Origin of the sequence: Janthinobacterium kumbetense (assembly GCF_023703445.1) — a bacterium.
GTDB classification, from domain to species: domain Bacteria; phylum Pseudomonadota; class Gammaproteobacteria; order Burkholderiales; family Burkholderiaceae_D; genus Janthinobacterium; species Janthinobacterium kumbetense.
In genome coordinates this window covers 287,983-314,889 of record NZ_JAMQGR010000002.1, presented here as the reverse complement: position 1 = coordinate 314,889, position 26,907 = coordinate 287,983, and the positions used below count along the sequence as shown (strand labels likewise).

The window sequence follows — 26,907 nt, the reverse complement described above, 5'->3', positions numbered from 1 at the left end:
GACCATGCATACCATGAACCGTCTCGCCGCCGCCATCGTGCTGGCGTTTTCCGGCATCACCGTGCCGGTGCTGGCAGCCGATGCCGTACCTGTCGCTGCCGCCGCATCCGCGCCGGCGCCCGCCTTCGACCTTGACCGCGACGTCGCCACCGCACTGAAAGTGTTCGACGTGCCCGGCATGGCGATCGCCATCGTCAAGGACGGCAAGGTCATCACCGCCAGGGGCTTTGGCGTGCGTAAACTCGGCGAGCCGGCCGCTGTCGATGCGCAGACCCTGTTCGAGGTAGCATCGAACTCGAAGGGCTTCACGGCCGCCGCGCTGGCCATGCTGGTCGACGATGGCAAGCTGGCCTGGGACGATCCCGTCACCAAGCACCTGCCCGGCTTCCAGATGCACGATTCCTACGTGACGGGCGCCATGACCGTGCGCGACCTGCTGACGCACCGCAGCGGCCTGGGTCTGGGCGCGGGCGACTTGCTGTGGTGGCCGACCACCACCTTCAGCACCGACGAGATCATCGAGAAGCTGCGCTACATCCGCCCGGCCACGAGTTTTCGCAACAGCTATGCCTACGATAACCTGCTGTATATCGTGGCCGGCAAGATCATCGCCGACAAGGCGGGCAAGAGCTGGGGCGAGGCCATGCATGAGCGCATCCTGGCGCCGCTGGGCATGACGGGCACCACCACCAGCCTGCTTGAAAACGCGGGCAAGCCCGACGTCGCCAGTGCGCACAGCAAGATCGACGGCAAGATCACCGCCGTTAAGTCCATGCCTGTGCCGAACGCCGTGGGCGCCGTCGGCATCAACACGAATGCGGAAGATATCGCCAAGTGGATGATGGTGCTGCTCGACGGCGGCAAGATCGCCGGCGTGAAGGACAAGGACGGCAAGGAAGCGCGGTTGTTCAGCGAAAAGCAGGGCCGCGAAATGTGGACGGCGCAAACGCCGATCAAGATTTCCGAGCCGAAGCCGGCGCTGGCCGCGACGAAACCGAACTTCAGCGCATATGGCCTGGGCTTCCAGCTGCGCGACTACAAGGGCATGAAAGTGGCCATGCACGGTGGCGCGCTGCAGGGATTTTATTCGCGCGTGGTGATGGTGCCGGAAGCAAAACTGGGCGTGGCCATTCTGACCAATGCGGAAAATGGCGGTTCCATGACGGCGCTGCAATGGCGCATCCTCGACCATTACCTGCAGGCGGCGCCGTCGGACTGGCTGGCGCTGGTGGCCAAGGTGGAGCAGGACCAGCATGCGGAGGAAGTCAAAAAGCAGGGCAAGGCGTCGAGCGCGCGCGCAGCCAAATCGCAGCCGTCGCTGTCGCTGGCGGCGTACGACGGCGAGTACGAGGATGCCTGGTATGGCAAGGTCGTGATCAAGCCGGAAGGAAAAAAACACATCCTCAGCTTCACGCGCACGCCGGACCTGATGGGCGAGCTGGAACACTGGCAGCACGACACCTTCATCGTGCGCTGGAAAGAGCGCAATTTCAACGCCGATGCGTACGTGACGTTTTCGCTCAATCCCGATGGCAGCATCGACCGCGTGAAGATGGCGCCCGTGTCGGCCGAGACGGATTTCAGCTATGACTTCCAGGACTTGAGCCTGGTGCCGGTGAAGGCGAAGGAAGGCAAGAAGTAAAAGCAGAAGGCCACCGCAAGGTGGCCTTTTTTACGCTATGGCTTGACGAACTTCAGGGTCATGCGGTCGCTCTCGCCGATGGCCGTGTACTTGGCGCGCTCCACATCCTTGTTGGCGTAGGTGGGCGGCAGTGCCCAGACGCCGCCCTCATGGTCCGCCGTATCCTTGGGATTGGCGTTGATTTCCGATTTGGCCGCCAGTTTGAAGCCTGCGCTTTCGGCCAGCTTGATCACATACGCTTCGTGCATGTAGCCGCTGCTGGCCGTGGCATCCTGCGCCTTGTTCGCCGGTAGGCGGTGTTCGACGACGCCGAACACGCCGCCCGGTTTCAGGCTGTCATACACTTCCTTGAACAGGTTTTTCATGCCCTCTTCGCCGATCGGTATCCAGTTGTGGATATTGCGGAAGGTGAGCACCATGTCGGCCGTGCCCTTGGGCGCGATGCGGTAGGTGGTGGGGGGCGCGAAGGCGCCGAGTTCCACCTTGCCGAAAGCGCTCGGGTTGGCGTCGAGTTTTTGCTGGAAGCGCGCCGCGCCACGGCGTGCGCCTTCGCTGCTTGACTGCGGGTCGTTGCCGGCGGCGATCAGCTTGCCGTGGTCGCGCAGGTAGGGCGCCAGGATTTCCGTGTACCAGCCGCCGCCGGGTGCCAGCTCCACCACCGTCATGGTCGGCTTGATGCCGAAAAACGCCAGCGTTTCATACGGGTGGCGGGCGCTGTCGCGCAGCGCGTTGGCCGGCGTGCGCGCACTGCCGGCGATGGTGGCCTTCAGGGCTGCGTCGCCCGCATCGGCAGCCAGCGCCGCGCCGCTGCCGCCACAGGTCAGCATGACCGTCAGGGCCGCGGCCAGGGATACTCGCTTCATCATCATCATATGCTCCATGCGTGATTGGATCGGTTGGTCAATTGGTGGCGATCGCCATCAACGCCGATCATCGGGCAAGCACGCTGGCCGGTCAAGCGGATTCCGTACCCCAGGCGACGGCATACGCGGGCATGTCGCAGGTGTTGAGCGCATCGGCGATGGCCGCGCCACGGCCGTGCGTAAAGGGCAGTTCGCCCGTCCAGACGGCATGCGCCATGTCGCCCGCATCGTCGAGCGGGCCGCCCGTGCGCTGCTTGACGGCGCATTCGTCGAGCGCGATGCGCAGCACGGTGGTGGCCGCGTACTCCTTGGCGCTGCCGCCGCGCACGTGCGCCAGGCGTCCCGGCGCCAGCTTCTCCATCAGCGCGTCCATGGCCGCATGCTGCTGGCCGATGTCGCTGACTTTCTCAAACTGCCCATACACCATCGCCGAGCGGTAGTTCATGGTGTGATTGAAGGCGGAGCGCGCCAGCACCAGGCCGTCGAGATGGCTGACCGTCACGCACGCGTCGCCGTCGAGCAAGAGCTGCTTGAGCATGCGGCTGCCGTTCGAGCCATGGATGTACAGGTGGCCACCGATGCGCCAGCAGGCGGTCGGGATGCAATGGCTGCCCTTGTCGTCGCGGAAGGCGATATGGCACAGATAGGCGGCATCGAGGATGGCGTGCAGGGTGGTCTGTTCATAGCTGGCCAGTTCGGCGACGCGGCGCACGCGGGTGCGGGGGCTGGGGGGGCAGGGCGGTAGCGGTCATGGTGGAAGTCCCGTTGGTTGAAGAAGCAGGTCGCACTATAATCGGCATCTGGACCTGAAAAAAGATCCAGAACCGATAAATAATTTAGAGCCACAATGAAGGGGAAGCATGGACTTCGCTTTGCTGCTGAATGCGTTCGAGCGCACGCACTGCGGGCGGGGCTGGTCGCGCCAGCGCCTGCTGCATGAATGCCTGCGCGCGGCGATCCGCGGTGGCCAGCTGGCGCCCGGCACGCGGCTGGCCGCCACGCGCGTGCTGGCGGCCGAACTGGGACTGGCGCGCAATACCGTGCTGTACGCCTACGAGCAGCTGGCCAGCGAAGGATTTGTCTTGCCGGACCGGCGCGGCACCGTCGTCGCCGGCAGCGCTGGCGTGCCGGTGGCCGCGCCTGCGGCAGGGGGCAACGGTGGCTTGTCCCGCCGCGCGCGGCATTTGCGCGGCGTGGCGGGACAGGATGTGAATGCGTCGGTCGTGTTTCCCGCCGACGCCATGGGCGCGTTTGCGCCTGGCGTACCGGCGCTCGATGAGTTTCCGCTGGCGCAGTGGCGGCGCATGCTGGACCGCGCCTGGCGCGCGCTGACGCCGCGCCAGCTCAATTACGGCGACCCGGCCGGCGAGCCGTCGTTGCGCATGGCCATTGCCGAGCATTTGCGCGCCGCGCGCGGCGTCGTCTGCGATGCGGGCCAGGTGTTCATCACGGACGGCACGCAAAGCAGCCTCGATGTCTGCCTGCGCGCCTTTGCCGACCAGGGCGACACCTTGTGGATCGAGCATCCAGGCTATGGCGGCGCGCTGGCGGCGGGCCGTGGCGCGGGCTTGCAGGTGACCGGTATCGCGGTCGACATGGACGGCATCGCACCGACGGATGACGACTGGCGCGACACGCCGCCGCGCCTCATCTACACCACGCCGTCGCACCAGTATCCGACGGGCAGCGTGCTCAGTCCCGCGCGCCGCATGGCGCTGCTCGAACGCGCCCGCGTGGCCGGCGCCCTGATTATCGAAGACGATTACGACAGCGAGTTTCGCCATGGCGGCCCACCTCTGGCCGCGATGCAGGGACTGGTGGCCGACGCGCCCGTCGTGTACCTGGGGACCTTCAGCAAGACCATGTTTCCCGCCTTGCGCATCGCCTTTATCGTCGTGCCGGCCGCGCTGGCCGGGGCCTTCGCACAGATGCAGGCGCAGGGTGCCGCGCGGGGGAGGGTGGCGGAACAGCTGGCGCTGGCCGAGTTCCTGCGCAGCGGCCTGTTTGCGCGCCACGTGCGGCGCATGCGCCGGCTGTATCGCCAGCGCCGCGATGCCTTGAGCGAGGCGCTGCAGCGCCATGCGTGCGCGGGCGCATCCATCCATGGCGGCACGGCCGGCATGCACCTGGCGCTGCGTTTCCATGATGGCGCATGGGATGACCTGGCGCTGAGCCGCAGCGCCGCGCAGGACGGCATCGTGGCGCTGGCCCTGTCCGCGCATGGCACGGGAGAAGGAGTGGGCTGGAATGGTTTCCTGCTCGGTTATGCCCAGGTGCCGGCCGAGAACATGGATGGCCTGGCGCGCCGCCTGGGTGGACTGCTGCCGGCGTGATGCAGCTACCTTATTGCTGGTCCTGCATCCACTGCTTCAAGCCGTTGACCCAGTTCTTGGCGGGCAGGTTGAACTGCTTCTTGATGGTGGCGGCGCGTTCGTATAAATCGCTGAAGTCGAGCGACGGCGATTTTTTGAAGGCCAGCACGACGATGTTTTCATCTTCCATTTCCGGCACCCAGACGACGGCGTCGAAAACCAGCTCCATCGCCTGCAGATTCTTGTCGTAGTTGGGGAAGTCGCCGAAGACATTCGTGCACATGATGCCGTCGTCCGTCAGGCAGTCGAAGCAAGCCTGGTAGAACTCGGGCGTGTCGAGCACGGGGCCGCGCGCGTCTTCGTCGTACAGGTCCACTTGCAGCGCATCGACGGTGCCGTGGTTGGCCGGATCGAGCACGAAGTCGAGCGCATTCATTTCGCGCACGTCGAGGTGCGCGTCATTCGGCGGCAGCGCGAACTGGGCGCCGCAGATGGCGATCACGTTCGGATTGAGTTCGATGGCCGTGACCGTGGCGTCGGGGAAGCGGCGGTAGCTGAATTTGGTCAGCGCGGCGCTGCCCAGGCCCAGCTGCACGATGCGTTTGGGCTGCGTCTTGAACAGCATCCACATCATCATCATCTGCACGTATTCGAGCTCGATGGCGTCGGGTTTGTCCAGGCACATGGCGCCCTGCACCCACTTGGTCCCCAGGTGCAGGTAGCGGATGCCGCGGTGTTCTGTGGTGGTGGCAGGCGGGTGGCCCGGGTGGCTGAAAGCGGTATGGCTGGTGGAGGTGAAGTCGGTCGTCATGGCGCCAGTTTAGCAGCCGGCTGAAAAAAAGACGCCGCAGCGTCTTTTTGGTGGGGAGCTCAAGATTGCTTGCGGCGTCGTGCCAGGAAGCCCAGTACGCCCAGGCCGGCCAGCAGCATGCCATAGGTTTCTGGTTCAGGAACGGGGGCCAGGTTCAGGTTGAAGGTGCCGCCATAGCTGCCGCCATTGCTGTTGCCCATCACGGTGAGAACCATCGGGCCGTTGAACAGCAGGTTGGTTGGCGCTAGCACTTCGCCCTGGGCATAGCCGAAGACGGTGGGTCCGCCAAAGCCCGTCAGGGCGATGCCGTTCAGGTTGGCACTGCTGAAGTTGATGGACGAAGCATCGCTGCCCGTGACCGACAGGTTGGCCAGGAAGGCTTGCGCGGTCGAACCGAACGTGGCGTCGGGCGTGAAGGTGAAGGTGTCGGTAAAGGCGCCGAGCGGATCGGGCGTGGCGTTGAAGCCGCCCGTCCACAGGTTGCCGGTGGTGTTGATCAGGTCCACGTTGTACGCTGTCGCCTGCGCTACGCCGATGGAAGCCGCGCTCAAGAGTGCTACTGCGATGAGTGATTTCAGTTTCATTTTTATCCCCGCGAAAAAACGATTAATGTTTCAAAAAAACCGTACCGCTCAGATAAATTATCGCCAGGACATTTCATTGTCAATTAGCTATTTTTATATCATTATGCAAACTTAAATAGCTTATTTCTAATACACGGGCATAGCGCTCGTTATGTTGCAATATTAAAAACTCTAATTATCAATATAATACTGAAAAATAATTGCGCAGCATGTGATGGAAAAATCGTTGCGCCAGTAACTAATTTCTGTCCAGCAAGGGAAGAATTAGAGTTACCGCCAGGCCGCCGTCCTCGCGGTTGGCCAGCGTGATGCGCCCGCCATGGGCTTCGGCGATTTCGCGCGCCAGCGCCAGGCCAAGTCCCGTGCCGCTGCGCTTGGTGGAATAAAACGGCACCAGCGCGTTTTCCAGCACGGCGCCGCTCATGCCCGGCCCGCGGTCGCGCACTTCGATGCGCAACTGCCCTTGCGCCAGGCTGACGTGCAGGCCGATGTGCTCCTCCCGCGAGCCCGATTCCAGCGCATTCTTGAGCAGGTTGAGCAGTGCCTGCTGCATTTGCGCCGCATCGAACACGGCCGCCTGCGCGGGCGGCGGGCAGTCGAGCCTGAAGGCCGCCTGCGAGGCCAGGCCATCGAGGAAAGGCTGCCACTCGCACGGCGCCAGGCGCGGCGCGGGCAGCTTGGCAAAGCGCGCATAGCCGAGGATGAAGGTTTCCAGGTGGCGCGTGCGCTCTTCGATGGTGGCGAGGATTTGCGGCAGGCGTTCCGTCTGGCCGCGGCGTACCAGTTCGGCACCGGAATGGGCCAGCGAGGCCAGCGGCGCCAGCGAGTTGTTGAGCTCATGGCTGATGACGCGGATGACTTTTTTCCACGTCTGCACTTCCTGGCGCCGCAGTTCCAGGGTCAGCTGGCGCAACAGCAGCAGTTCATGCTTGCGTCCGTTCAGGCTGAAGCTGCGCCGCGCCAGGTGATACACCTCTTCCTGTTCCCCTTCGCCGCTGGTAAACAGGCCGTCGTTGCGGCGCGCCAGCGCCTCGGCCAGGGCCGGCGTCGCTTCGCGCACGATGTCCGGCAGGTGGCGCCCTTCGAGCCGGCGGCCGTGATGCAGCAGCTGGCGCGCGGCCAGGTTGGCGTAGACGATGGCGCTGCCCTCGGCCACCAGCAGCATGGCCACCGGCGTGTTTTGCACCATGGTGTCGAGCAGCAGTTCGCGCTGCACCAGGTCCAGGCGCTGCTTGCGCAGCACGTCGCCGAGCGCATTGTGGGCCGCCACCAGGTCGGCCAGTTCATCGTTTTGCGGCCAGCGCAAGCTGAAGCCGAAGTCGCCGTCCTGGTAGCTGGCGACCGTGCCGCTCAGGGCGCGAAACAGCGACAGCATCGCCTGCAGCTGCGCGCGGATGGTAATGACGGCGACCGGCAACACGCACAGCAGGGTACCTGCCAGCACCAGCAGCGGCTGGTCGGGTAAAAAATGCGCGAGCAGCAGGGCGATGACGATGCCCAGCACCAGCAAGGTAACGATCAGCGCCGTCCAGCGCGTGAGCAGGGAGAGGCGCATGGGGCGGTTTGCCATCAGCCGCGCGCGATGCCCAGGCGTTCCATGCGCCGGTACAGCGCCTGGCGCGACAGCCCCAGTTCCTGCGCCGCCTGCGCCACCACGCCTTGCGCGCGCGCCAGCGCCGCGGTGACGCTGTCGCGGTCCGGCTCCGTCGCGGCGCCATCCTGCGGCGCGCGCAGCGATGGCGCGCCTGCCAGCGGCAAGCCCGTCTCCTGCGAGCGGATCACGGGACCTGCCGTCAGCAGGCTGGCGCGCTGCATGACGTTTTTCAGTTCGCGCACATTGCCCGGCCAGCCATGGGCCAGCAGGGTCGCCTGCGCCTGCGCATCGAGCGTTTTCTCGCTGCCCAGGAAATGCCGCGCCAGTACCAGGATGTCAAGCGGGCGCTGAGCCAGCGGCGGCAGGCGCAGTTCGATCACGTTCAGGCGGTAAAACAGGTCTTCGCGGAACGTGCCGGCCTTGATCATCGCCGGCAGGTCGGCGTTGCTGGCGCTGATGACGCGCACTTTCACCTGCCGCTCGCGGTTCGAGCCGAGGCGCTCGAAGCGTCCCGTTTCCAGCACGCGCAGCAGCTTCATTTGCCCGGCCAGCGGCAGGTTGCCTATCTCGTCGAGGAACAGCGTGCCGCCGTCGGCCGCATCGAACTTGCCGTCGCGCGCGCGGGTGATGCCCGTGTACGCGCCGGCCTCGGCACCGAACAGTTCCGCCTCGATCAGGTCCACCGGCACGGCGCCGCAATTGAGCACCACGAAAGGACCGCTGGCGACCTGGGAATTGGCTTGCACGATGGCGGCGATGCGTTCCTTGCCGCTGCCGTTCGGCCCCGAAATGAGCACGGGCACGTCGGCGCGCGCCACCTGGCACGCCAGGTGCACCACGCGTTCGGTGGCCGGGTCTTGCCACACCATGCCGCGCAGGTCGAAGTCGTGTTCCAGGGCGTGGCGCTGGCGCTGCTCGGCCACCACGCGCTGGCGCAGCGCGCGGTTGGCTTGTCCCAGTTCCAGCAGGTTCTGCACGCTGGCGATCAGGCGCCGGTCGTCCCATGGCTTGGCCAGGTAGTCGGCCGCGCCGGACTTGATCAGGTCGACGGCCGCGTCGAGCTGCGTCCAGGCTGTCAGCAGGACCACGGGCAGGTCCGGGTAGCGCGCGCGGATGGCGTGGAACAGCGCGCTGCCTTCTTCGCCCGAGGTGGTGTCGGCCGTGAAGTTCATGTCCTGCACCACCAGGTCGATGGCGTGGCGTTCGAGCAGCTGCAGGCCTTCCTCGGGCGAGGCGGCGCGCACGGCGTCGATCTCGTGCAGGGAGAACAGCACGTCGAGCGCGATGGCCACGGCGGCATTGTCGTCAATAATCAGTACGGTAGGCATGCGCGCAGCATATCACTCAGGTGCCGGCTCAGGTACTGCGGGTGGCAGTGGCCGGCGAAATACTGGCCGCGCGCCATGCCGGGCCGTACACGGCGCCCACGCCCAGCAGCCAGAACACCAGCGCGCCGGCCAGCAGATAGCCGGGCGGCAGGCGCGCCATTTCCAGCTGGCTTACCAGCAGCTGATTCAGGCCCAGGGCCAGCAGCACGCCGCATGCCACGCCGACGCTGGTGATCATGAAATTCTCGGTCAGGAAATAGCGCAGGATGTCGATGCGGCGCGCGCCGAGCGCGCGCCGCACGCCGATCTGCTTGCGCCGCTGCGAGACCCACAGGCTGGCGATGCCGACGATGCCGCTGGCCGTCACCAGCAGCAGCAGGGTGCTGACGGCGATGAGCATCCAGGACAAGCCCCGGTCGGCCAGATAACGTGATTTTCGGTGCTGTTCCAGGGTATCCGTGCGCACCAGCAGGCGCTCGCTGCTGGACTTGCGGATCGCTTGTTCCGCCTCTTTCATCAGGCGGTCGCGCTGGCCTGGTTCTGCCCGCACGGCAAATAGCAGCGAATCGCGCCCGCCCGTCAGGCGCGCCGGCAGGATGATCGAATACTCGCCCTGGGCGCCGACCTGGCCGACCTGGGTCTGCAGCCGTTCCACCACGCCGATCACGCGCATCTCGTCATCGTTGTCGCCGGTGCCATTGAACAGGGGTTTGCCGACAAAGCTGGTTTCGCCGGGCCAGATCTTTTGCGCCGCGGCGCGCGTCACGATCACCACCTTGGGGAAGCTTTCATCGACGTCTTCATTGATTTCCGGGACCTCGTCGGCATGGAAATCGCGCCCTTCCACCAGCTTCAATCCATATGTCTTGACCAGCGAATCGGGCGTGACGTACATCGAGGTGCTGGCGCTGGCCGCGGCCTGTCCGCGTTTGGCCGCGACGTTGGTGCTGCTGCCGGAGCGCGACAGAACCGCCTGCGTGGTTTGCGCCACGGAGACCACGCCCGGCAGGGCGCGCAGTATCGCGGCCTGGCGCTTCTGCTCGGCTATCTGGCGTTGCGGGCTGCCTTTGTCCATGCTCTGGACTTTGACATAGAAGATGTCGTTTTCGGCTACCACGCCGGTGGGACGGGCGGCGATGGCCTGGCGCAGGTTGACGATGTACAAGGCGTTGGCCAGGATGGCGAGGCTGATGGCGACTTGCACGGCGACGAGCACGGCGCCGGTCTTGTTGCGCATCAGCGCCGACAGGATGGGGCGGATTTCCATGTTGGGCCTCATTGTGAAAAGGTGGGTGTCATTGGGATTTGAGCTGCATGGCCGGCGTGACCTGGCAGGCGCGCCAGGTGGGCAACAGCCCTGCGAGCAAGGCCGCCAGTACGGAAACGGCAAACGTCAGCAGCAGCATCGGGACATCCAGGTGCGCCACGGTGCCCAGCTCTTTCGACTGTGAACTCACCACGGCCAGGGCGGCATAGGCCAGCAACAGGCCCAGCACGCCGCCGGCCAGCCCGATGACGCCTGTCTCAATGAGGAACTGGCGGAAGATGTCGCGCTGCGTGGCGCCCAGCGCGCGGCGGATGCCGACTTCCGCCGCCCGCACGGAGAACTTGGCCAGCAGCAGGCCGATGGTGTTGACCAGGCAGAGCAGCAGGAAGCCGAAGGCCAGCCAGGCGGCCAGCTTGTTGTCGTTGTCGACAACGTTCAGGAAATCGAGCCACTGCCTGACGTCGTACAGCATGTTGGGCGCATGGCGCGGCATGCGGCCCAGCTTGCGCTGTTCGGCCGCATAGCTGTCGAGATAAGCCTGCAGCTCGCTGCGTTCGCCGGCGCTGGCCATTTCGAACCAGAATTGCAGCCAGGTGCAGTCCGATGCAAGGATGCCCTGGTAACCGGGGCTGCGCTCGACGCCGCTGCAGGCCATGCCGCCGTCATGCCCCGTTTCGTGGCGAATGGCGCTGGCAAACGGAATGAAGAATTCATCCTCCGTGCCGAAAGCACCCTTGCTGCCGATGATGCGGTGCACGCGCGGCACGGGGTCCCACTGAGCGAGCACGCCGCTGACCAGATAGGGACGTCCCAGCACCGTCACGCGCTGGCCCACGGGATTGACTGTGCCCAGCAGCTTTTCCGCCAGGGCGCGGCTCAGGACGATGACGTCGGCGCCGCTGTCGTCGTCGGCCTCGCTCCATGGCTGGCCATACAGGAAGGGCACTTCAAACATGGCAAAGAAATCGCGTGTGGGAGCCAGGCCCTGGGCCCGGAAGGCGCCGAGGTCCCTGCGCGCCGGTTCCACGGGGCCGGCCACGCCGTACATGACGCTGCGGCGGATGCCTATCTTGCTGGCCATGAAGTTCTTCGCATCGGTATAGGCGAGTTGTGCCTGGCCGAAGCTGGGCTTGGTGCCCGGCGTATAGCCTTTCAAGGGAACTACGTCGATCATCGGCACGAACATGCGGTCGCTCTTGTGCGGCAAGGGGTCGCCCGACATGGCGTGCAGGATGGTCACGGTGGCCACGCTGGCGGCCACGCCGACAGCCAGGGTCAGCACCATCAATGCCGTCAGGGCGGGATTGCGGCGCAGGTTGCGCAGGCCCAGCTTGAAATAGTAGTGGAACATGGCGGCTCCTAGGCGGTCGCGTGCTGTGGCCTGGCCGACAGCGTGGCGCCATGCTGCACCAGGTCCGACACCTGGCCGTCGATGATGTGCACGTTGCGTTGCGAACGCAGCGCCAGTTCGGGATCGTGCGTCACCATCAGGATGGTCGTGCCTTGCGCGTTGATATCCTCCAGCAGTTCCATCACGCCGCGCGCCATCTGCGTGTCCAGGTTGCCCGTCGGTTCATCGGCCAGCAGCAGTTTCGGCGAGCCGGCCAGTGCGCGTGCGATCGCCACGCGTTGTTGCTGCCCGCCCGACAGTTCGGCCGGATAATGCTTCATGCGCGAGGCCAGTCCCACCTTGGCCAGCGCATCCTCGATGCGTTCGCGGCGCTCGGCGCTGTTGAAGCCGCGGTAGCGCAGCGGCACGTCGACGTTGTCGAACAGCGACAGGTCGGGAATCAGGTTGAAACCCTGGAAGATGAAGCCCAGTTTTTCATTGCGCAGGCGCGAGCGGGCATTGTCATCCATGCCCCTGACGTTGACGCCGTCAAGGATGTATTCGCCGTCGGTGAATTCCTCGAGCAGCCCGGCGATGTTCAGGAAGCTCGTCTTGCCGGAGCCGGACGGTCCCGTGACGGTGACGAATTCGCCCTGGCGAACGTGGATCTCGAAGCCGCGCAGCGCGTGCGTTTCGATCATGTGGGTGCGGTAGATCTTGCTCAGGTTTTGCATGCGCAGCATGGGAAGCCTCCTTGTTGACTGAAATTAATTGAGTGCGACGCGGGCCGCGTTCGCGAAATTTTCCGTACCGGCGACCACCACCTTGTCGCCCAGCTTCAGGCCCCCCAGAATCTCGACGGCCGAGATGCTGGTGGCGCCCAGCTTGATGGGCGTGCGGACGGCCACGCCATCGCGCACCACGTAGGCAAAGCGTCCGCCTTCGGCTTCGACGAAGGAGCCGCGCGCCAGCATCAGCACATTGGGCCGCTCGTCGATCAGCAGGCGTGCCGAGACGCGCTGGTTCTGGCGCAGGCCGGCCGGCTGTTCGCCGTTGAAGCGCACGCGCGCCAGCACTTGGTTCTTGACCACTTCGGGCGACAGCGCCGACAGCTTGCCGGAGGCGCGGATGGCGCCCGTTTCGATCTCGGCGCTCATGCCCAGGCCGATGTCGGCCACATACGTTTCCGGTACTTCCAGCTCCACTTCCAGCTGCGACAGGTCGACCAGGGTCATCAGGGCCGTGTTGGCCTGCACCACGCTGCGGTTGGCCACCGACAGTGTGCCGATGAAGCCATTGACGGGCGCGCGCACGGTCAGCTCGTCGACCCTGCGCTGGGCGTTGTCGCGGCTCAGGCGCTGGCGTTCCAGTTCGTTGACCCGGGTCTTCAGCGCCAGGGTCACGTCCTCGCCTTCCAGGCCCGCCGCCTGCGAAGCGTGCTTGCTGCGGATCTCGGCGGAATTCAAGGCATCCTTGGCCTTCTGGTAATCGATCTTGGCGATGATGCCCACCTGCGCCACGCTTTCATAGCGCTCCAGCGTGCGCTGGGCGGACAGGCGCTCGATTTCCGCCGTGTCCGCTTCGCGCCGGGCCAGCAGTTTCTGTTTCTTGGCCAGGATCTGCTGGCGCGCCACTTCCGCTTCCAGCTGCTGCACGCTCGACTGCTCGCGTTTCAGCGCGTCCGACAGGTCGGGCGACTCCAGTACGGCCAGGATGTCGCCCTTCTTGACGGTGTCGCCGGCCTTCGCTTTCAGCGTGACGGTGGCCACCGTGGTCGAGTACAGGGTCGGGCTGATGGCGGCGACCACGCGTCCGTTCACGGCGGCGTCGCGGATCAGGGTACCGCGCGTGACGTCGGCGATGCGCAGGCGGTCGGCATTGACGGAATGTTCGCTGTTGCGCCAGCCCGCAACGGCAGCGATGGCGGCGCCGATGACGACGGCGGCGCCGGCCAGCAGCAGGGCGCGTTGCTTGTGGCGCTGGCCCGGCGGGGCGGACAGTACGGCGTCTTGGGAGGAAGTATCGCGGATCATGGTCAGGTCTCGTGAAGGATACCTTTCTCAATGCACGATCCGTGCCAATTGTTAAGTCGTTGATTTGAATGGGGAAAAGATTTGGCGTCCGGCTGTCCGCCGTGTCCGCGTTGTCCAGCATGTCCGTCCGCGCAGGTTGCACTTGATAAATTGGCAATCGCCTGCATCTGCGGGAACATACCTTTCATAGACTCCTCCACAGGCGCCATGCATCCGTTCCTCCAGCAACTTTTCCCTGCCCGCGTCTTCGCGCCGGCGCTCGATTATCCTTTTGCGCGCAGCGACGTGGCAATGCTGCAGCGGCTGGCGGGCGAGGCGCCAGCGCTGGATGAGCAGACCTGGGACGAGCTGCTGCTCGACCAGTATGCGGCGCAGTTGGCGCGCGAGACCAGCATCTTCGGCCAGCAGGAGCTGCACCGGCGTCTGAGCGGCGGCCAGGCTGATCCTGCCTCCATTGCGCGCGTCCGGCAATTGCTGGACGATCCGGCCCAGGCGGCCAGCCTGCAGCGCGCCTGCCTGCCCTTGCGTCAGGCTGATACGGAAGTGTGCGCAACCCTGTTTGGTGCGGCGCCGGCGCCGGCGCCCTGGTGGCGCGCCTGGCTCTGGCTGGTGCCGCTGGCCTTGTTGCTGGCCATCGCCGCTACCTGGCTGACGGGGTGGCCGGCCCTGTTCGGCGTGGTGGCCGCCTGCGTGGCGCTGATGACCGTGCAGGCGCGTTTTTACGAAAGCGCCAAGGCGTGGGAGCGCACGCTCGATACCTTGCGGTACCTGCTGAAAACCCGTGCCGCGCTGGCGCGGCTCGATGTGCCGGCAGCCTTGCCATTGGCTGCGGAGGGCGCGCAGGCGGCAAAACTGACGCGCGCCATCGAGCGTTCGCTTCTGCATTACGTGCCCTTCATCGATACGATACTGGTCGAATATGGCGACTGGCTCCTGCTGAAAAACGTCAAGCGCTATTTCCGCACGCGCCAGCTGGTGGCGCAGCAGCTGCCCTTTTTGCGCGACAGCTTTACCCGGGTGGCCCAGCTGGAAGCAGACCTGGCCCTGGCGCGCCACCTGCGCGGCCGCGCGCAGTTTTGCTGGGCGCAGGAAAGCGATGCGCGGCAGTTATCGCTCGATGCCATGGTGCATCCGCTGCTGGACGGCGCCAAGCCCCTGTCGCTGCGGCTCGATGGCCGCGGCGCCTTCATTTCGGGGCAGAATGCGGTGGGCAAAAGTACTTTGTTGCGCGGCGTGGGGCTCAATCTGATCAGTGCGCGCGCCTTCGGCTTTTGCTATGCGCAGGCGGCCCGGGTGCCCATGCTGCCCCTGCATTCGAGCATGCAGAATGAAGACTCGCTCGATGGCGGCGAAAGTTTATATATCGCCGAATTGCGGCGCGCGCGCGAATTGCTGGCGCTGGCCGAGGGCGGCGCGCCGGCGCTGTTTCTGATCGACGAGATTTTCCGCGGCACGAACCATCTGGAATCGGTGGCGGCGGCTGCCGCCGTGCTGCATTCCCTGGCCGCGCAGCACCTGGTGATCGTCTCGTCGCACAACCTGGTGCTGGGACCCTTGCTGGAAGATTGCCTGGCGCCGTGGTGCGTGCGCCGCGATGACGCCGGCGCGCTGTTGCTGGCGCCCGGCGTGCTGCGGGCCACAAATGGCATCGCCCTGCTGGCGCAGCGCGGTTTTGACGCCGGCATCGTGGACAAGGCGGGGCGCGTCTTCGATTGGCTCAGCACGCACATGGCGCAACCGGCCGATTGCGGCGGCGTGCTCGAACGGGCCTGACGGCCGGTTGTTACTTGTCCTGCTTTTCCGGTGTGCTCTTGTCGATCACTTCGCGGCAATCGCCGCGGATGATGGCGTTGTCGTAGTTGGTCCAGCCATAGCTGTCGACGTAGCGCTTGTGCTGTTTGAAGCGGGGGCTGGCGATGCTCCATTCGGGCTGTTCGCCGGCAAAACGGATGTCGCCCAGGTCGAGCAGGGTGTGGAACATGTTTTCCGTCGACAGGCGCGCCTTTTGATGGCGCCGCAGCTGCGTCACCTTGTCCGGATAGTGCTGCTGGAATTGCGGCGAATACCAGACGAAGGCGGGCACGTGGAATTCGAACTGCGTGTTGTGGCCATGGAAGGCCAGGCGGCAGGTGCCGTCGTACAGGGTCTGGCCGTGATCGGCCACGTAGACGAGAGAACTGCGCAGGGCGGTGCGCTGGCCATCGTCCTTCAGCATGCCGATCACGTTCGACAGGAACCAGTCCGTGTACAGGATGGAGCTGTCGTAGCTGTTGTTCAGCTGCGGCTTGATGGCCGTGTCCGTGTAGACGGGCTTGTCGACGCCGAACAGCGACGGCTGCCACTTGTCGAAGGACTTCGGATAGCGCTGGCTGTAGTTCCAGTGGCTGCCCAGCGTGTGCAGCACGATGAGTTTTTTCGGCGCCGGGTCGGCCAGCGCGTTCTTGAACGGATCGAACAGGATCTGGTCGAAGTTCGAATTGTTGGTAAAGCCGCCCAGGTTCAGAAATTGCACCACGTCCGCTTCCTTGGCAAACACGGACACGGGCGTGTCGAACTGGCCGAACGAGATCTGGTTCGACAGCCAGTAGGTCTTGAAGCCCGCTTCCTTGTAGGCGGTGAGGAAGGATTTTTCCGAGAAGCCATCCTTGAGGCTTTGCGTGGCCGGCTTGCGCGAGATGATGACGGGCACGGACAGGCGCGTGGCGGAAACGGCCGTGATGACGTCGGCCAGCGGCACCAGGTTGCTTTCCTGTTTCAGCAGGGGATTCGTGTCGCGCTCATAGCCGTTCAGGCTCCAGCGGTCGTAGCGCGACGATTCGCCGATCACCATGACCACCACTTCCGGATGGGGATCGGGCTGTTGCTGGTGCGCGCCGAAACGGAAGCTGCTGCTTTTCTGTCCCAGTTCGGCCAGGTATTTGCGCTCCTTGTAGAAATCGAAGCCGCGCGCAGCCAGGCCGAAGGGCCAGGAATTGCTGACGGTGTCGAAGGCGTAGGGCAGGCGCGCCCAGTGGGGCAGGCTGGGCCAGCCCAGGCCCGTCTCATCGGCGCCGGCGATGCTGGCGTTTTCCGGCTTGCTGCTTTCCTCGTCTTCCTCGGCCGTTTCGTCATCGGCCGAGCTGGCGTCGCCGAAGCCGGAGGCGCCCGCCTTGCCGCTGGCCGCCGAGTTGCCGGCCTTGGCCGATGCTGGGGCGCTGTGCAGGACTTTGGCGTCGAAACCGAATTCGTAGCCATACCACCAGAAACCGCCCAGCAGGAGCAACAGCACGAAGGCGGCTGGGCGCGTCTTGCCGCGCCAGTCGAGGTCGCGCGTGCGCGCGGCCGCAAACCAGCTGGCAGCGCACCAGGCGATCACGCCGAGCATGACGGCGCCCATCAGCCATACTTTCTGCCCGAGGAATTCCATCGCTTCCTTGGGGCTGGTTTCGAAGATGATACCCAGGTGGTGCGTGGAAATGCCCTGGCCATAGAAGATGAACAGGTAGATTTCCGTCGGCAGGGCCAGGAAGGCGGGCACCAGCAGCCAGTGGAAATATGCGGGGCGCTTGAACACGCTCCAGACGGCCAGCCAGGCCAGCAGTTCGAACGTGAGCATCTGCCAGGGATGCTCGAGTGCACGTCCCAGCAGCGCGGGGATGAAGGGCACGGCCGTCAGCAAGGCGTAGGTCAGCAGCAGGAACAGATTGGCGGGGCGAAGCAAGGGGCGCATAAAGGAGGGCAGCGAAAAATGTCCGCTATTATCAATCCTTTTGTTGTCTTGCGGTCATACAAGAATGTGCGGCCCCGACGCTTGGTTGTAGAGAAAGAATGCCAAATCATCAAGCGCTGCGAGGTGCCGGCACCCGCACGCCGCCCCCAAAGATTAGTCAAAATGCCACAAAAATGCCGCTTTTTTGCCTTTTTTTATAGCAAAAAGCGGTAAACTGATTGACCCCCTGTAACACAAGGTCTAAACTAGCGAGTTCTCGATTTTATTCTGCTCATCGTTTACGTATTGCTTGGCATTTCATGGCCGCTCCTTATCGAGTGGCTGCGGGCGCCTCCGGTGCGCAGTAGATGAAAGCGGGACGAGGTTTTAGTCGCCGGGCATCTTGCCCGGGTTATTAATCGTAGTTTTTTGTTGGATTTATAACGATGCCAACCATCAATCAATTGATTCGCAATCCACGCGTCGCTTTGACCGTGAAGAGCAAATCGCCGGCGCTGGAAAACAGCCCGCAAAAACGTGGCGTCTGCACACGTGTTTACACCACGACTCCAAAGAAGCCTAACTCGGCTCTGCGTAAAGTCGCTAAAGTTCGTCTGACCAATGGTTTCGAAGTCATTTCGTACATTGGCGGTGAAGGCCATAACCTGCAAGAGCATAGTGTTGTGCTGTTGCGCGGCGGTCGCGTTAAGGATTTGCCGGGTGTGCGTTACCACATGGTTCGCGGTGCCCTGGATACCCAAGGCGTTAAAGACCGTAAGCAATCGCGTTCGAAGTACGGTACCAAGCGCGCTAAAGCAGGCAAGAAGTAATAGGTTGTACGCAGCAAACCCAAGTTTCGCTCAGTGGCAACTAGCTAAGTGAATGTAGTCGACCGCATCTGGTCGAGTAAGTGGAGGACTATGATGGTCGTCCGCGAGTGTGCGAAGAACGCGCGCTCAACTGAAGATTGAAAGGAATTGATATGCCACGTCGTCGTGAAGTACCCAAGCGCGAAATTTTGCCAGATCCAAAATTCGGCAACACTGATGTCGCTAAATTTGTAAACGTGCTGATGCTGTCCGGTAAGAAATCGGTTGCAGAAAACATCATCTACGGTGCTTTCGAGCACATCGCAGCAAAATCGGGTAAAGATCCACTCGAAGTTTTTGCTACCGCAATCAACAACGCCAAGCCGTTGGTTGAGGTGAAATCCCGTCGCGTCGGTGGTGCAAACTACCAGGTGCCGGTCGAAGTTCGCCCAGTCCGTCGTATGGCTCTGTCCATGCGTTGGTTGCGTGAAGCTGCTAACAAGCGCAGCGAAAAATCGATGCCACAACGCCTCGGCGGTGAGCTGATGGAAGCGGCTGAAAGCCGCGGCGGCGCGATGAAAAAACGCGACGAAGTCCATCGTATGGCTGAAGCGAACAAAGCGTTCTCGCATTTCCGCTTCTAATATAAAGCCAGCTACCGCAAGGCGGCTGTCAAGCATCTGTTGTTCGAGGCCGGGCTCATTTTTGCAAAAAAATGCTGCTCGGTTTTGTCCATTCATTTAGGATTAATTATGGCCCGCAAGACCCCCATTGAGCGCTATCGTAATATCGGTATCTCCGCTCACATCGATGCAGGTAAGACGACCACGACCGAGCGCGTCCTGTTCTACACAGGCGTGAACCACAAGCTGGGCGAAGTCCATGATGGCGCTGCCACCACCGACTGGATGGCACAGGAGCAAGAGCGCGGTATCACGATTACCTCGGCTGCTGTTACGTGCTTCTGGAAAGGCATGGCTAACAACTTCCCAGCTCACCACATCAACATCATCGACACCCCAGGCCACGTTGACTTCACCATTGAAGTGGAACGTTCGATGCGCGTGTTGGATGGCGCCTGCATGGTTTACTGTGCAGTCGGCGGCGTGCAGCCACAATCGGAAACGGTATGGCGTCAGGCTAACAAGTACAAAGTGCCACGTCTGGCCTTCGTGAACAAGATGGACCGTACCGGTGCCAACTTCTTCAAGGTCTACGATCAGATGCGTTCGCGTCTGAAAGCCAACCCAGTACCTATTCAGATGCCTATCGGCGCTGAAGACGTCTTCACCGGTGTTATCGATCTGGTCAAGATGAAAGCGGTTATCTGGGACGACGCTTCGCAAGGCATGAAGTTTGAATACGAAGACATTCCTGCGCACCTGGCCGCTGATGCTGCCAAGTGGCGCGAGAACATGGTTGAAGCCGCTGCTGAAGCGTCGGAAGACCTGATGAACAAGTACCTGGAAGAAGGCGACCTGTCGGAAGCCGAGATCAAGGCTGCTCTGCGTCAACGTACCATCGCCAGCGAAATCGTTCCAATGCTGTGCGGTACCGCCTTTAAAAACAAAGGCGTGCAAGCCATGCTGGACGCGGTCATCGAGTACCTGCCATCGCCAATCGACATTCCGCCAGTACCTGGTCTGGATGAAGATGAACAGCCTGTCGAGCGTAAAGCTGACGACGACGAGAAATTCTCGGCGCTGGCGTTCAAGATCGCAACCGATCCGTTCGTGGGTCAGCTGTGCTTCATCCGTTGCTACTCGGGTACCCTGAATTCGGGCGACTCGGTGTTGAACTCCGTGAAGCAGAAGAAAGAGCGTATCGGCCGTATCGTGCAGATGCAAGCGAACGAACGCGAAGAAATCAAGGAAATGCGCGCTGGCGACATCGCCGCCGTTGTGGGTCTGAAAGACACCACCACTGGCGATACGCTTTGCGACGACAAGGCAAGCGTGGTTCTGGAGCGCATGGTCTTCCCTGAGCCAGTGATTTCGCAAGCGGTTGAGCCAAAAACCAAGGCCGACCAGGAAAAAATGGGCTTGGCGCTGAACCGTCTGGCAGCAGAAGATCCATCGTTCCGCGTGCGTACCGATGAAGAATCGGGCCAGACCATCATCGCCGGTATGGGCGAGTTGCATCTGGACATCATCGTTGACCGCATGAAGCGCGAATTCAACGTTGAAGCCACCGTCGGCAAGCCACAAGTGGCTTACCGCGAAACGATCCGTAAAGTGTGCGAAGAGTCGGAAGGCAAATTCGTCAAGCAATCGGGTGGTCGTGGTCAATACGGCCACGTGGTTCTGAAGATCGAACCGCAAGAGCCGGGCAAGGGCTTTGAATTCGTTGACGCGATCAAGGGCGGTACCGTTCCTCGCGAATACATCCCTGCAGTTGAAAAAGGTGTGCGCGACACGCTGACTTCGGGCGTGATGGCTGGCTACCCAGTCGTTGACGTGAAAGTCACGCTGTTCTTCGGTTCGTACCATGATGTTGACTCGAACGAAAATGCATTCCGCATGGCCGCTTCGATGGCATTCAAAGATGGCTGCCGCAAAGCATCGCCAGTCATCCTGGAGCCGATGATGGCCGTGGAAGTGGAAACGCCGGAAGACTACGCCGGTACCGTGATGGGCGATCTGTCGTCGCGTCGCGGCATGGTGCAAGGTATGGATGAAATTGCTGGCGGTGGCGGCAAGATCATCAAGGCCGAAGTGCCTCTGTCGGAAATGTTCGGCTACGCTACGTCGTTGCGTTCGTCGACCCAAGGTCGTGCGACTTACACGATGGAATTCAAGCACTATGCTGAAGCACCTAAGCATGTGACTGAAGCAATCGTAAGCTCGAAAGCTAAGTAATAGAAGTTCCGGGCCGGCTTTCACGAGAATGCCGGTCCCTACATTTAAATCATTGTTCTAAGGAAGAATAAAATGGCAAAAGGTAAATTCGAACGGACCAAGCCGCACGTCAACGTCGGCACCATCGGCCACGTCGACCACGGTAAAACCACGCTGACCGCTGCAATCGCAACGGTTCTGTCGAAGAAATTCGGCGGCGAAGCTAAAGCATACGACCAGATCGATGCAGCTCCAGAAGAAAAAGCGCGCGGTATCACGATTAACACCGCCCACGTCGAGTACGAAACGGAAACGCGTCACTACGCGCACGTTGACTGCCCAGGCCACGCCGATTACATCAAAAACATGATTACCGGTGCTGCCCAGATGGACGGCGCGATCCTGGTGTGCTCCGCAGCTGACGGCCCAATGCCACAGACCCGCGAACACATCCTGCTGGCCCGCCAAGTTGGCGTTCCATACATCATCGTGTTCCTGAACAAGTGCGACCTGGTCGACGACGCAGAGCTGCTGGAACTGGTTGAAATGGAAGTGCGCGAGCTGTTGTCGAAGTACGAATTCCCAGGCGACGACCTGCCAATCATCAAAGGTTCGGCACGTATGGCGCTGGAAGGCAAAGAAGGCGAAATGGGCGTTGACGCAGTGCTGCGTCTGGCCGATGCGCTGGATGCTTACATCCCAACGCCAGAGCGCGCTGTTGACGGTGCCTTCCTGATGCCAGTAGAAGACGTGTTCTCGATCTCGGGTCGCGGTACCGTTGTGACCGGTCGTATCGAGCGCGGCATTGTTAAAGTCGGCGAAGAGATCGAAATCGTCGGTATCACCGATACCGTCAAAACGACTTGCACCGGCGTGGAAATGTTCCGCAAACTGCTGGACCAAGGTCAAGCAGGCGACAACGTTGGTCTGCTGCTGCGCGGCACCAAGCGTGAAGACGTGCAACGTGGTCAAGTTCTGGCAAAACCAGGCTCGATCAAGCCGCATGCTCACTTCACCGGCGAGATCTATGTTCTGTCGAAAGACGAAGGCGGCCGTCATACGCCATTCTTCAACAACTATCGTCCACAGTTCTACTTCCGTACGACGGACGTAACCGGTTCGATCGAGTTGCCAGCAGACAAAGAAATGGTCATGCCAGGCGATAACGTGTCGATCACCGTCAAGCTGATCAACCCGATCGCGATGGAAGAAGGTCTGCGCTTCGCTATCCGCGAAGGCGGCCGTACCGTCGGCGCTGGTGTTGTTGCAAAAATCATCGCCTAATTATTAAGCGATAGAAAAGAAGACGCGTCGTCGCCCGGCGCCCTTCTTTTTATTCAACTGCCGGGGTTGGCAAGCATTTTGGTGCTATCATGTCGACCCTGACGGTTGTAGCGTCAGAAATTCCCGTATGACCTCATTGCCGTGCAGACTGCGCGGTTCGTTCTTTTAAGGAAATATCATGTCGGCACCAAACCAAAAAATCCGTATCCGCCTGAAGGCTTTCGATTACAAGCTGATCGACCAGTCCGCTCTGGAAATCGTTGAAACCGCGAAGCGCACCGGCGCTGTCGTCAAAGGCCCAGTACCACTGCCTACCCGTATTCAACGTTTCGATGTGCTGCGTTCCCCGCACGTCAACAAAACTTCGCGCGATCAGTTCGAGATCCGTACGCACCAACGCCTGATGGACATCGTTGACCCAACGGACAAAACCGTTGACGCGCTGATGAAGCTGGACCTGCCAGCTGGTGTTGATGTCGAAATCAAACTGCAATAAGAGTTTTCAGGGCAGCTGACAATACCGTAGCATCAGGTATTGACAGCTGTTCCAGGCCGGCGGGGTGTCCCGCTGCCTGATGATGGGGCCGGGCCTGCTCACGATCGTGAGTGCGCCCGGCCCCATTGCTATTGGTGCTGCCCAGTACTGGCGCCACCTATCTGCGTGCAAAATCGCTTTACAGTGCTGCAGCCCATCGATAAAGTTGCTGCATGCTCAATGCCCTCGATACCCACCTGTTAAATGCGACTCCACGCCAGCGCTTGCGCGGCTGGCCGCGCTTCCTGACCGAATTCCTGTATTTCGGCATCAAGGAGGCGAGGTCATGCCTGTTTGTGGGGCTGTTTTTTGCTGCCGTGTTCCTGGTGCCGCGCGCCGGCCTGTTCGGCCTGCCGCGCTATGACGTGCTGCTGCTGGTGGCGCTGGCGATCCAGGCGGCGATGGTCTGGAGCGGACTGGAAACGTGGGATGAGCTGAAAGCCATTTGCCTGTTCCATGCGGTGGGCTTTGCGCTGGAAGTATTCAAGGTATCGGGGACGATCCAGTCGTGGAGCTATCCCGACTTTGCCTATACCAAAGTGTTCGGCGTTCCCCTGTTTTCCGGCTTCATGTATGCGGCGGTCGGCAGCTACATCATCCAGACCTGGCGCCTGCTCGACATGCGGATTCGCCATCATCCGCCGTACTGGATGGCGGTGCTGATCGCTGTTCTGATCTACGCCAACTTCTTTACTCATCATTACATCGGCGACTATCGCTGGTACCTGGCCGCCTGCGCGCTGGGCTTGTATGCGCGCACCACCGTGGTGTTCCGTCCGCTCGACCGCGACCGCAGCATGCCCTTGCTGCTCGGTTTCGTGCTGGTCGGCTTCTTCATCTGGCTGGCTGAAAACATCAGCACTTTCTGGGGCGTGTGGCGCTATCCGAACCAGCTTGGCGCCTGGTCGGTAGTGCATGTCAGCAAATGGAGCTCCTGGTCGCTGCTGGTGGTGATGACGTTCACCATCGTGGCCCACCTCAAGCACATCAAGGCCAGCATCCACGTCGCCCAGCCGTAGGCCGGGCTCCGGGCGTCTCTTATTGCAGGCTGGCCGCCACCGCGTCGAAGCGCGCGCCCAGTGCCGCCTGCGGACCGCCTTGCAGCTGCCTGGCGTACTGGCGCAACACTTCCGCCGAATACGTGCGCGACGCGGATGACAGCTTCGGCAGCAACGGCAGCACGCGTTCCAGATAGCCTGTGCCTTCCTGCCACTTGCCTTGCGCGGCCAGGGCCGACGCCAGTTCCACCATGCGGCGGCCAACGCGCGCATCGCTGCGTGGCTGCGCCGCTTCTTCCGTGGCCAGGGCTTGCCGGTACAGCTGCTCCGCTTCGGCATTCTTGCCTTGCAAGCGCTTGATGCGGCCGAGGTTGTACTGGCGCTGCGAGAGGATGTCCGCGCTGGCCCCAGCCTGCTCGGCGTTGCGCAGCGCCTGTACGCAAGCCAGTTCCGCTTCGCCAAACTGGCCCTTGAGTTCGGCCGCGTTGCAGGCGTCTTGTTGTGCGTTGGAGGTGGTGATCGTCGCTGGCGCCGCGCAGGCGGCCAGCAGGCTGACAGCGCATAGCAGGCTGATGGTATGGTTCTTCATAGTCTCCTCGGACGGGTGTTGGACACGGTGTATCAGTGGAGTCATGCTGCGATAAATATACTATAAGTTTTTTAGGGTGGGTGGCTTTTTGCCGGCGCACCGCAAGGCGCGCGATTGACGCCGCTTGCGTGCTTCAGGGATACTCCGGGTCTGTCCACTACTGCGTGCCGCCGCCATGTCCAAGACTGTCCTGATCGTGGAAGATGAACAGGCGATTGCCGACAGCATCGCCTATGCCTTGCGCACGGACGGCTTTGCGCCGCGCCATGTGATGTTGGGCGAGCAAGCCCTGGCCGCGTTGCGCCCAACGCCCGGCGAAGCCGCGCAGATGCCCGTTCTGGTGGTGCTCGACGTGGGCTTGCCCGACATGAGCGGGCTGGAAGTGTGCCGCCGGCTGCGCCAGTTTTCCGAGGTGCCGGTGATCTTCCTGACGGCCCGCAGCGATGAGATCGACCGTATCGTCGGCCTGGAAATCGGCGCCGACGATTACGTCACGAAACCGTTTTCGCCACGCGAACTGGTGGCGCGCATCCGCGTCATCCTGCGCCGCGCAGGTGTCGCGCAAGCTCCCCGCGAGACTGGCATGACGATAGTCGCGCCTGTCGCCGCGTCGGCGCGCTTCGAATTGCGCGCGCTGGAGGCGAAGGTGCTCTTTCACGGCCAGCCGCTGGACCTGACCCGTTATGAATACCTGTTGCTGAAAACCCTGCTCGCGCATCCCGGCCACGTGCTGTCGCGCGCGCAGCTGATGGAGCGCGTGTGGAGCGGGGCGCCGGACACGCTCGAGCGTACCGTCGACGCGCACGTCAAATCGCTGCGCGCCAAGCTGCGCGCCATCGATGCGCAAGTCGACCCCATCCACACCCACCGTGGCCTCGGCTACAGCCTGGCCGGCGCATGAAGATCGGCCTGCGCATCCTGCTCGGCTACTTCCTGATCGTCGGGCTGGCCGCATGGTTCCTGCTGAACGTCTTCATGGAGCAGGTCAAGCCCGGTGTGCGCTCGACCCTGGAAGACACCCTGGTTGATACTTCGCAGCTGCTGGCCAGCCTGGTGGCGCCCGACGTGAAGGCGGGCAGCCTGGCGCAGTCGCCCGTGGCCGAACGCATGCAGGATTACGCGCGCCATGGTGTGGACGTCAATATCAATGGCGTGCGAAAGCGCACGCTCGATTACCGCATCACCATCACGGACCGGCATGGCATCGTGCTGTTCGATTCCAGCGGGCGCGACGTGGGCCGCGACTATTCGCGCTGGAATGACGTGTACCTCACCTTGCAGGGCAAGTATGGCGCGCGCAGCACGCGCAGCCGGCCAGACGACGAGATGTCGACGGTCATGCACGTGGCCGCGCCGATTCGTGACGGTAACGAGGTGATCGGTGTGCTGACGGTGGCCAAGCCGAATGCCAGCGTGCAAGCGTTTGTCGAGCGCAGCCAGCGCAAGATATTGCAGCGCGGCGCCGTGCTGTTGCTGCTGTCGCTGCTGATCGGCCTGGCATTCGCCTGGTGGCTGCACCATGCGCTGGGCAAACTGATGCATTACATCGGCGATGTGGAAGCCGGGCGCAAGGTGGCGCTGCCGACACTGGGCCAGAATGAGATCGGCACGCTGGGGCGGGCGCTGGAGGCGATGCGCACGCGCCTGGAGGGCAAGGAGTATGTGGAGCAGCTGATGCACACGCTGGCGCATGAATTGAAGAGCCCGATCGCCGCCATCCAGGCCTCGGCCGAGTTGCTGCAGGAAGACATGCCGCCGGCCGAACGTCGCCAGTTTCTCGCCAGCATCCTGGAGCAGAATGCGCGCCAGCGGCAACTGATCGACAAGCTGCTGGCCCTGGTGCGCGTGGAAAAGCAGCAGCGCCTGGATCATCCCGAGCGCATCGCGCTGGCGCCCTTGCTGGCGCAAGTGGCGCAGGATGCGGCTGCCACCTTGGCGGCGCGCGGCGTGCGTCTGCAACTGCAGCACGACGAGGCGAGCGTGGCGGGCGACCTCCTGTTGCTGCGCCAGGCGCTGGGCAACTTGCTCGATAACGCGGCCGGCTTTGCCCCGCCCGGCAGCTGCATCGACCTGACGGCGCGGCGCCAGGGTAGCCAGGTGGAAATTGCCGTGCGTGACCGCGGCGCGGGCATCCCCGCATATGCGCTCGAACGCGTCTTCGAGCGCTTCTACTCCTTGCCGCGCCCGAGCGCCGGTAAAAGCACGGGCCTGGGCCTGCCTTTCGTGCGCGAGGTCGCTTCCCTGCATGGCGGCACGGTCGAGGTGCTCAATCATGCGGAAGGCGGTGCCTGCGCGTGCCTGTGTCTGCCGCTGGCTTAGCGCACTATATTTACAGGCTTCACACAGACTGCATCGTCAGCGCATACAGCTTTCCTACACTGGCCGCCTTACTTCAAGGATGCG

The 26,907-nt window shown here is 62.7% G+C and carries 23 protein-coding genes; 11 read left to right on the top strand and 12 right to left on the bottom strand.

The annotated features are described in order from the left end of the window. The first annotated feature begins 4 nt into the window (after nucleotides 1-4). Entirely contained in the window at nucleotides 5-1,642 is a 1,638-nt protein-coding gene (locus NCG91_RS08850; RefSeq protein WP_251349411.1) for a serine hydrolase, read from the top strand. 35 nt (nucleotides 1,643-1,677) lie between these two features. Here the strand turns inward: NCG91_RS08850 and NCG91_RS08845 are convergent, their stop codons facing one another. After that, nucleotides 1,678-2,505 (bottom strand): class I SAM-dependent methyltransferase, encoded by an 828-nt coding sequence (locus NCG91_RS08845; RefSeq protein WP_251349410.1) that lies wholly within the window; start codon nucleotides 2,503-2,505, stop codon nucleotides 1,678-1,680. Nucleotides 2,506-2,596: 91 nt separating this feature from the next. Continuing rightward, nucleotides 2,597-3,217, bottom strand: coding sequence for a pyridoxamine 5'-phosphate oxidase family protein (locus NCG91_RS08840; RefSeq protein ID WP_251349409.1), 621 nt, complete (start codon nucleotides 3,215-3,217; stop codon nucleotides 2,597-2,599). A 148-nt stretch (nucleotides 3,218-3,365) separates the two neighbouring features. Between NCG91_RS08840 and pdxR the strand changes: the two genes are divergently transcribed. After that, a complete protein-coding gene (gene pdxR / locus NCG91_RS08835; RefSeq protein ID WP_251349408.1) occupies nucleotides 3,366-4,838 on the top strand; it encodes a MocR-like pyridoxine biosynthesis transcription factor PdxR in 1,473 nt (490 codons plus the stop codon). Nucleotides 4,839-4,848: 10 nt separating this feature from the next. On the opposite strand, the gene NCG91_RS08830 is transcribed toward pdxR, so the two are convergent. From NCG91_RS08830 to NCG91_RS08795, 8 genes are all read right to left on the bottom strand, one after another. Then, nucleotides 4,849-5,628 carry a spermine/spermidine synthase domain-containing protein gene (locus NCG91_RS08830; protein ID WP_251349407.1) on the bottom strand — a complete coding sequence of 260 codons (780 nt, stop codon included), beginning with the start codon at nucleotides 5,626-5,628 and terminating at the stop codon, nucleotides 4,849-4,851. A 59-nt stretch (nucleotides 5,629-5,687) separates the two neighbouring features. Next, complete coding sequence (locus NCG91_RS08825; protein WP_099665750.1) at nucleotides 5,688-6,212, bottom strand: FxDxF family PEP-CTERM protein; 525 nt, start codon at nucleotides 6,210-6,212, stop codon at nucleotides 5,688-5,690. 238 nt (nucleotides 6,213-6,450) lie between these two features. Next, nucleotides 6,451-7,782 (bottom strand): sensor histidine kinase, encoded by a 1,332-nt coding sequence (locus tag NCG91_RS08820; protein WP_435526476.1) that lies wholly within the window; start codon nucleotides 7,780-7,782, stop codon nucleotides 6,451-6,453. Next, the gene (locus tag NCG91_RS08815) at nucleotides 7,782-9,134 is read right to left on the bottom strand and encodes a sigma-54-dependent transcriptional regulator (protein WP_251349405.1); all 1,353 of its coding nucleotides are present in this window, start codon (nucleotides 9,132-9,134) and stop codon (nucleotides 7,782-7,784) included. The genes NCG91_RS08820 and NCG91_RS08815 overlap by 1 nt, the downstream gene beginning before the upstream one ends. Nucleotides 9,135-9,162: 28 nt before the next feature. Next, complete coding sequence (locus NCG91_RS08810; protein ID WP_251349404.1) at nucleotides 9,163-10,401, bottom strand: ABC transporter permease; 1,239 nt, start codon at nucleotides 10,399-10,401, stop codon at nucleotides 9,163-9,165. A gap of 28 nt (nucleotides 10,402-10,429) precedes the next feature. After that, nucleotides 10,430-11,752, bottom strand: coding sequence for an ABC transporter permease (locus NCG91_RS08805; protein WP_251349403.1), 1,323 nt, complete (start codon nucleotides 11,750-11,752; stop codon nucleotides 10,430-10,432). Nucleotides 11,753-11,760: 8 nt separating this feature from the next. Then, entirely contained in the window at nucleotides 11,761-12,474 is a 714-nt protein-coding gene (locus NCG91_RS08800; protein ID WP_251349402.1) for an ABC transporter ATP-binding protein, read from the bottom strand. 24 nt (nucleotides 12,475-12,498) lie between these two features. Further along, nucleotides 12,499-13,764 (bottom strand): efflux RND transporter periplasmic adaptor subunit, encoded by a 1,266-nt coding sequence (locus tag NCG91_RS08795; RefSeq protein WP_251349401.1) that lies wholly within the window; start codon nucleotides 13,762-13,764, stop codon nucleotides 12,499-12,501. 207 nt (nucleotides 13,765-13,971) lie between these two features. Between NCG91_RS08795 and NCG91_RS08790 the strand changes: the two genes are divergently transcribed. After that, nucleotides 13,972-15,537 carry a MutS-related protein gene (locus NCG91_RS08790; RefSeq protein ID WP_251349400.1) on the top strand — a complete coding sequence of 522 codons (1,566 nt, stop codon included), beginning with the start codon at nucleotides 13,972-13,974 and terminating at the stop codon, nucleotides 15,535-15,537. 10 nt (nucleotides 15,538-15,547) lie between these two features. Here NCG91_RS08790 and NCG91_RS08785 read toward each other — a convergent pair whose 3' ends face one another. After that, nucleotides 15,548-17,473 carry a phosphoethanolamine transferase gene (locus tag NCG91_RS08785; RefSeq protein ID WP_251349399.1) on the bottom strand — a complete coding sequence of 642 codons (1,926 nt, stop codon included), beginning with the start codon at nucleotides 17,471-17,473 and terminating at the stop codon, nucleotides 15,548-15,550. 425 nt (nucleotides 17,474-17,898) lie between these two features. Between NCG91_RS08785 and rpsL the strand changes: the two genes are divergently transcribed. The 6 genes from rpsL (at nucleotide 17,899) to NCG91_RS08755 (ending at nucleotide 23,936) form a co-directional block, all read left to right on the top strand. Beyond that, a complete protein-coding gene (gene rpsL / locus NCG91_RS08780; RefSeq protein ID WP_010394376.1) occupies nucleotides 17,899-18,282 on the top strand; it encodes a 30S ribosomal protein S12 in 384 nt (127 codons plus the stop codon). Between the two features lie 152 nt (nucleotides 18,283-18,434). Beyond that, nucleotides 18,435-18,905, top strand: coding sequence for a 30S ribosomal protein S7 (gene rpsG / locus NCG91_RS08775; RefSeq protein WP_010394377.1), 471 nt, complete (start codon nucleotides 18,435-18,437; stop codon nucleotides 18,903-18,905). 108 nt (nucleotides 18,906-19,013) lie between these two features. Then, nucleotides 19,014-21,119, top strand: coding sequence for an elongation factor G (gene fusA / locus NCG91_RS08770; protein WP_077398827.1), 2,106 nt, complete (start codon nucleotides 19,014-19,016; stop codon nucleotides 21,117-21,119). Nucleotides 21,120-21,191: 72 nt separating this feature from the next. Next, on the top strand, nucleotides 21,192-22,382 hold the full coding sequence (tuf, locus tag NCG91_RS08765; protein ID WP_077398776.1) for an elongation factor Tu: 1,191 nt from the start codon (nucleotides 21,192-21,194) through the stop codon (nucleotides 22,380-22,382). Between the two features lie 178 nt (nucleotides 22,383-22,560). Next, nucleotides 22,561-22,878, top strand: a complete 318-nt coding sequence (gene rpsJ, locus NCG91_RS08760; RefSeq protein WP_010394389.1) for a 30S ribosomal protein S10 — start codon at nucleotides 22,561-22,563, stop codon at nucleotides 22,876-22,878. A gap of 212 nt (nucleotides 22,879-23,090) precedes the next feature. Then, nucleotides 23,091-23,936 carry a DUF817 domain-containing protein gene (locus NCG91_RS08755; protein ID WP_077398829.1) on the top strand — a complete coding sequence of 282 codons (846 nt, stop codon included), beginning with the start codon at nucleotides 23,091-23,093 and terminating at the stop codon, nucleotides 23,934-23,936. 19 nt (nucleotides 23,937-23,955) lie between these two features. Here NCG91_RS08755 and NCG91_RS08750 read toward each other — a convergent pair whose 3' ends face one another. Then, on the bottom strand, nucleotides 23,956-24,504 hold the full coding sequence (locus tag NCG91_RS08750; RefSeq protein ID WP_251349398.1) for a tetratricopeptide repeat protein: 549 nt from the start codon (nucleotides 24,502-24,504) through the stop codon (nucleotides 23,956-23,958). Between the two features lie 175 nt (nucleotides 24,505-24,679). On the opposite strand from NCG91_RS08750, the gene creB reads away from it, so the two are divergent. Next, a complete protein-coding gene (creB, locus tag NCG91_RS08745) occupies nucleotides 24,680-25,405 on the top strand; it encodes a two-component system response regulator CreB (protein WP_251349397.1) in 726 nt (241 codons plus the stop codon). Continuing rightward, the gene (gene creC, locus NCG91_RS08740; RefSeq protein WP_251349396.1) at nucleotides 25,402-26,823 is read left to right on the top strand and encodes a two-component system sensor histidine kinase CreC; all 1,422 of its coding nucleotides are present in this window, start codon (nucleotides 25,402-25,404) and stop codon (nucleotides 26,821-26,823) included. Before creB ends, creC begins: the two co-directional genes overlap by 4 nt. Nucleotides 26,824-26,907 lie beyond the last annotated feature (84 nt).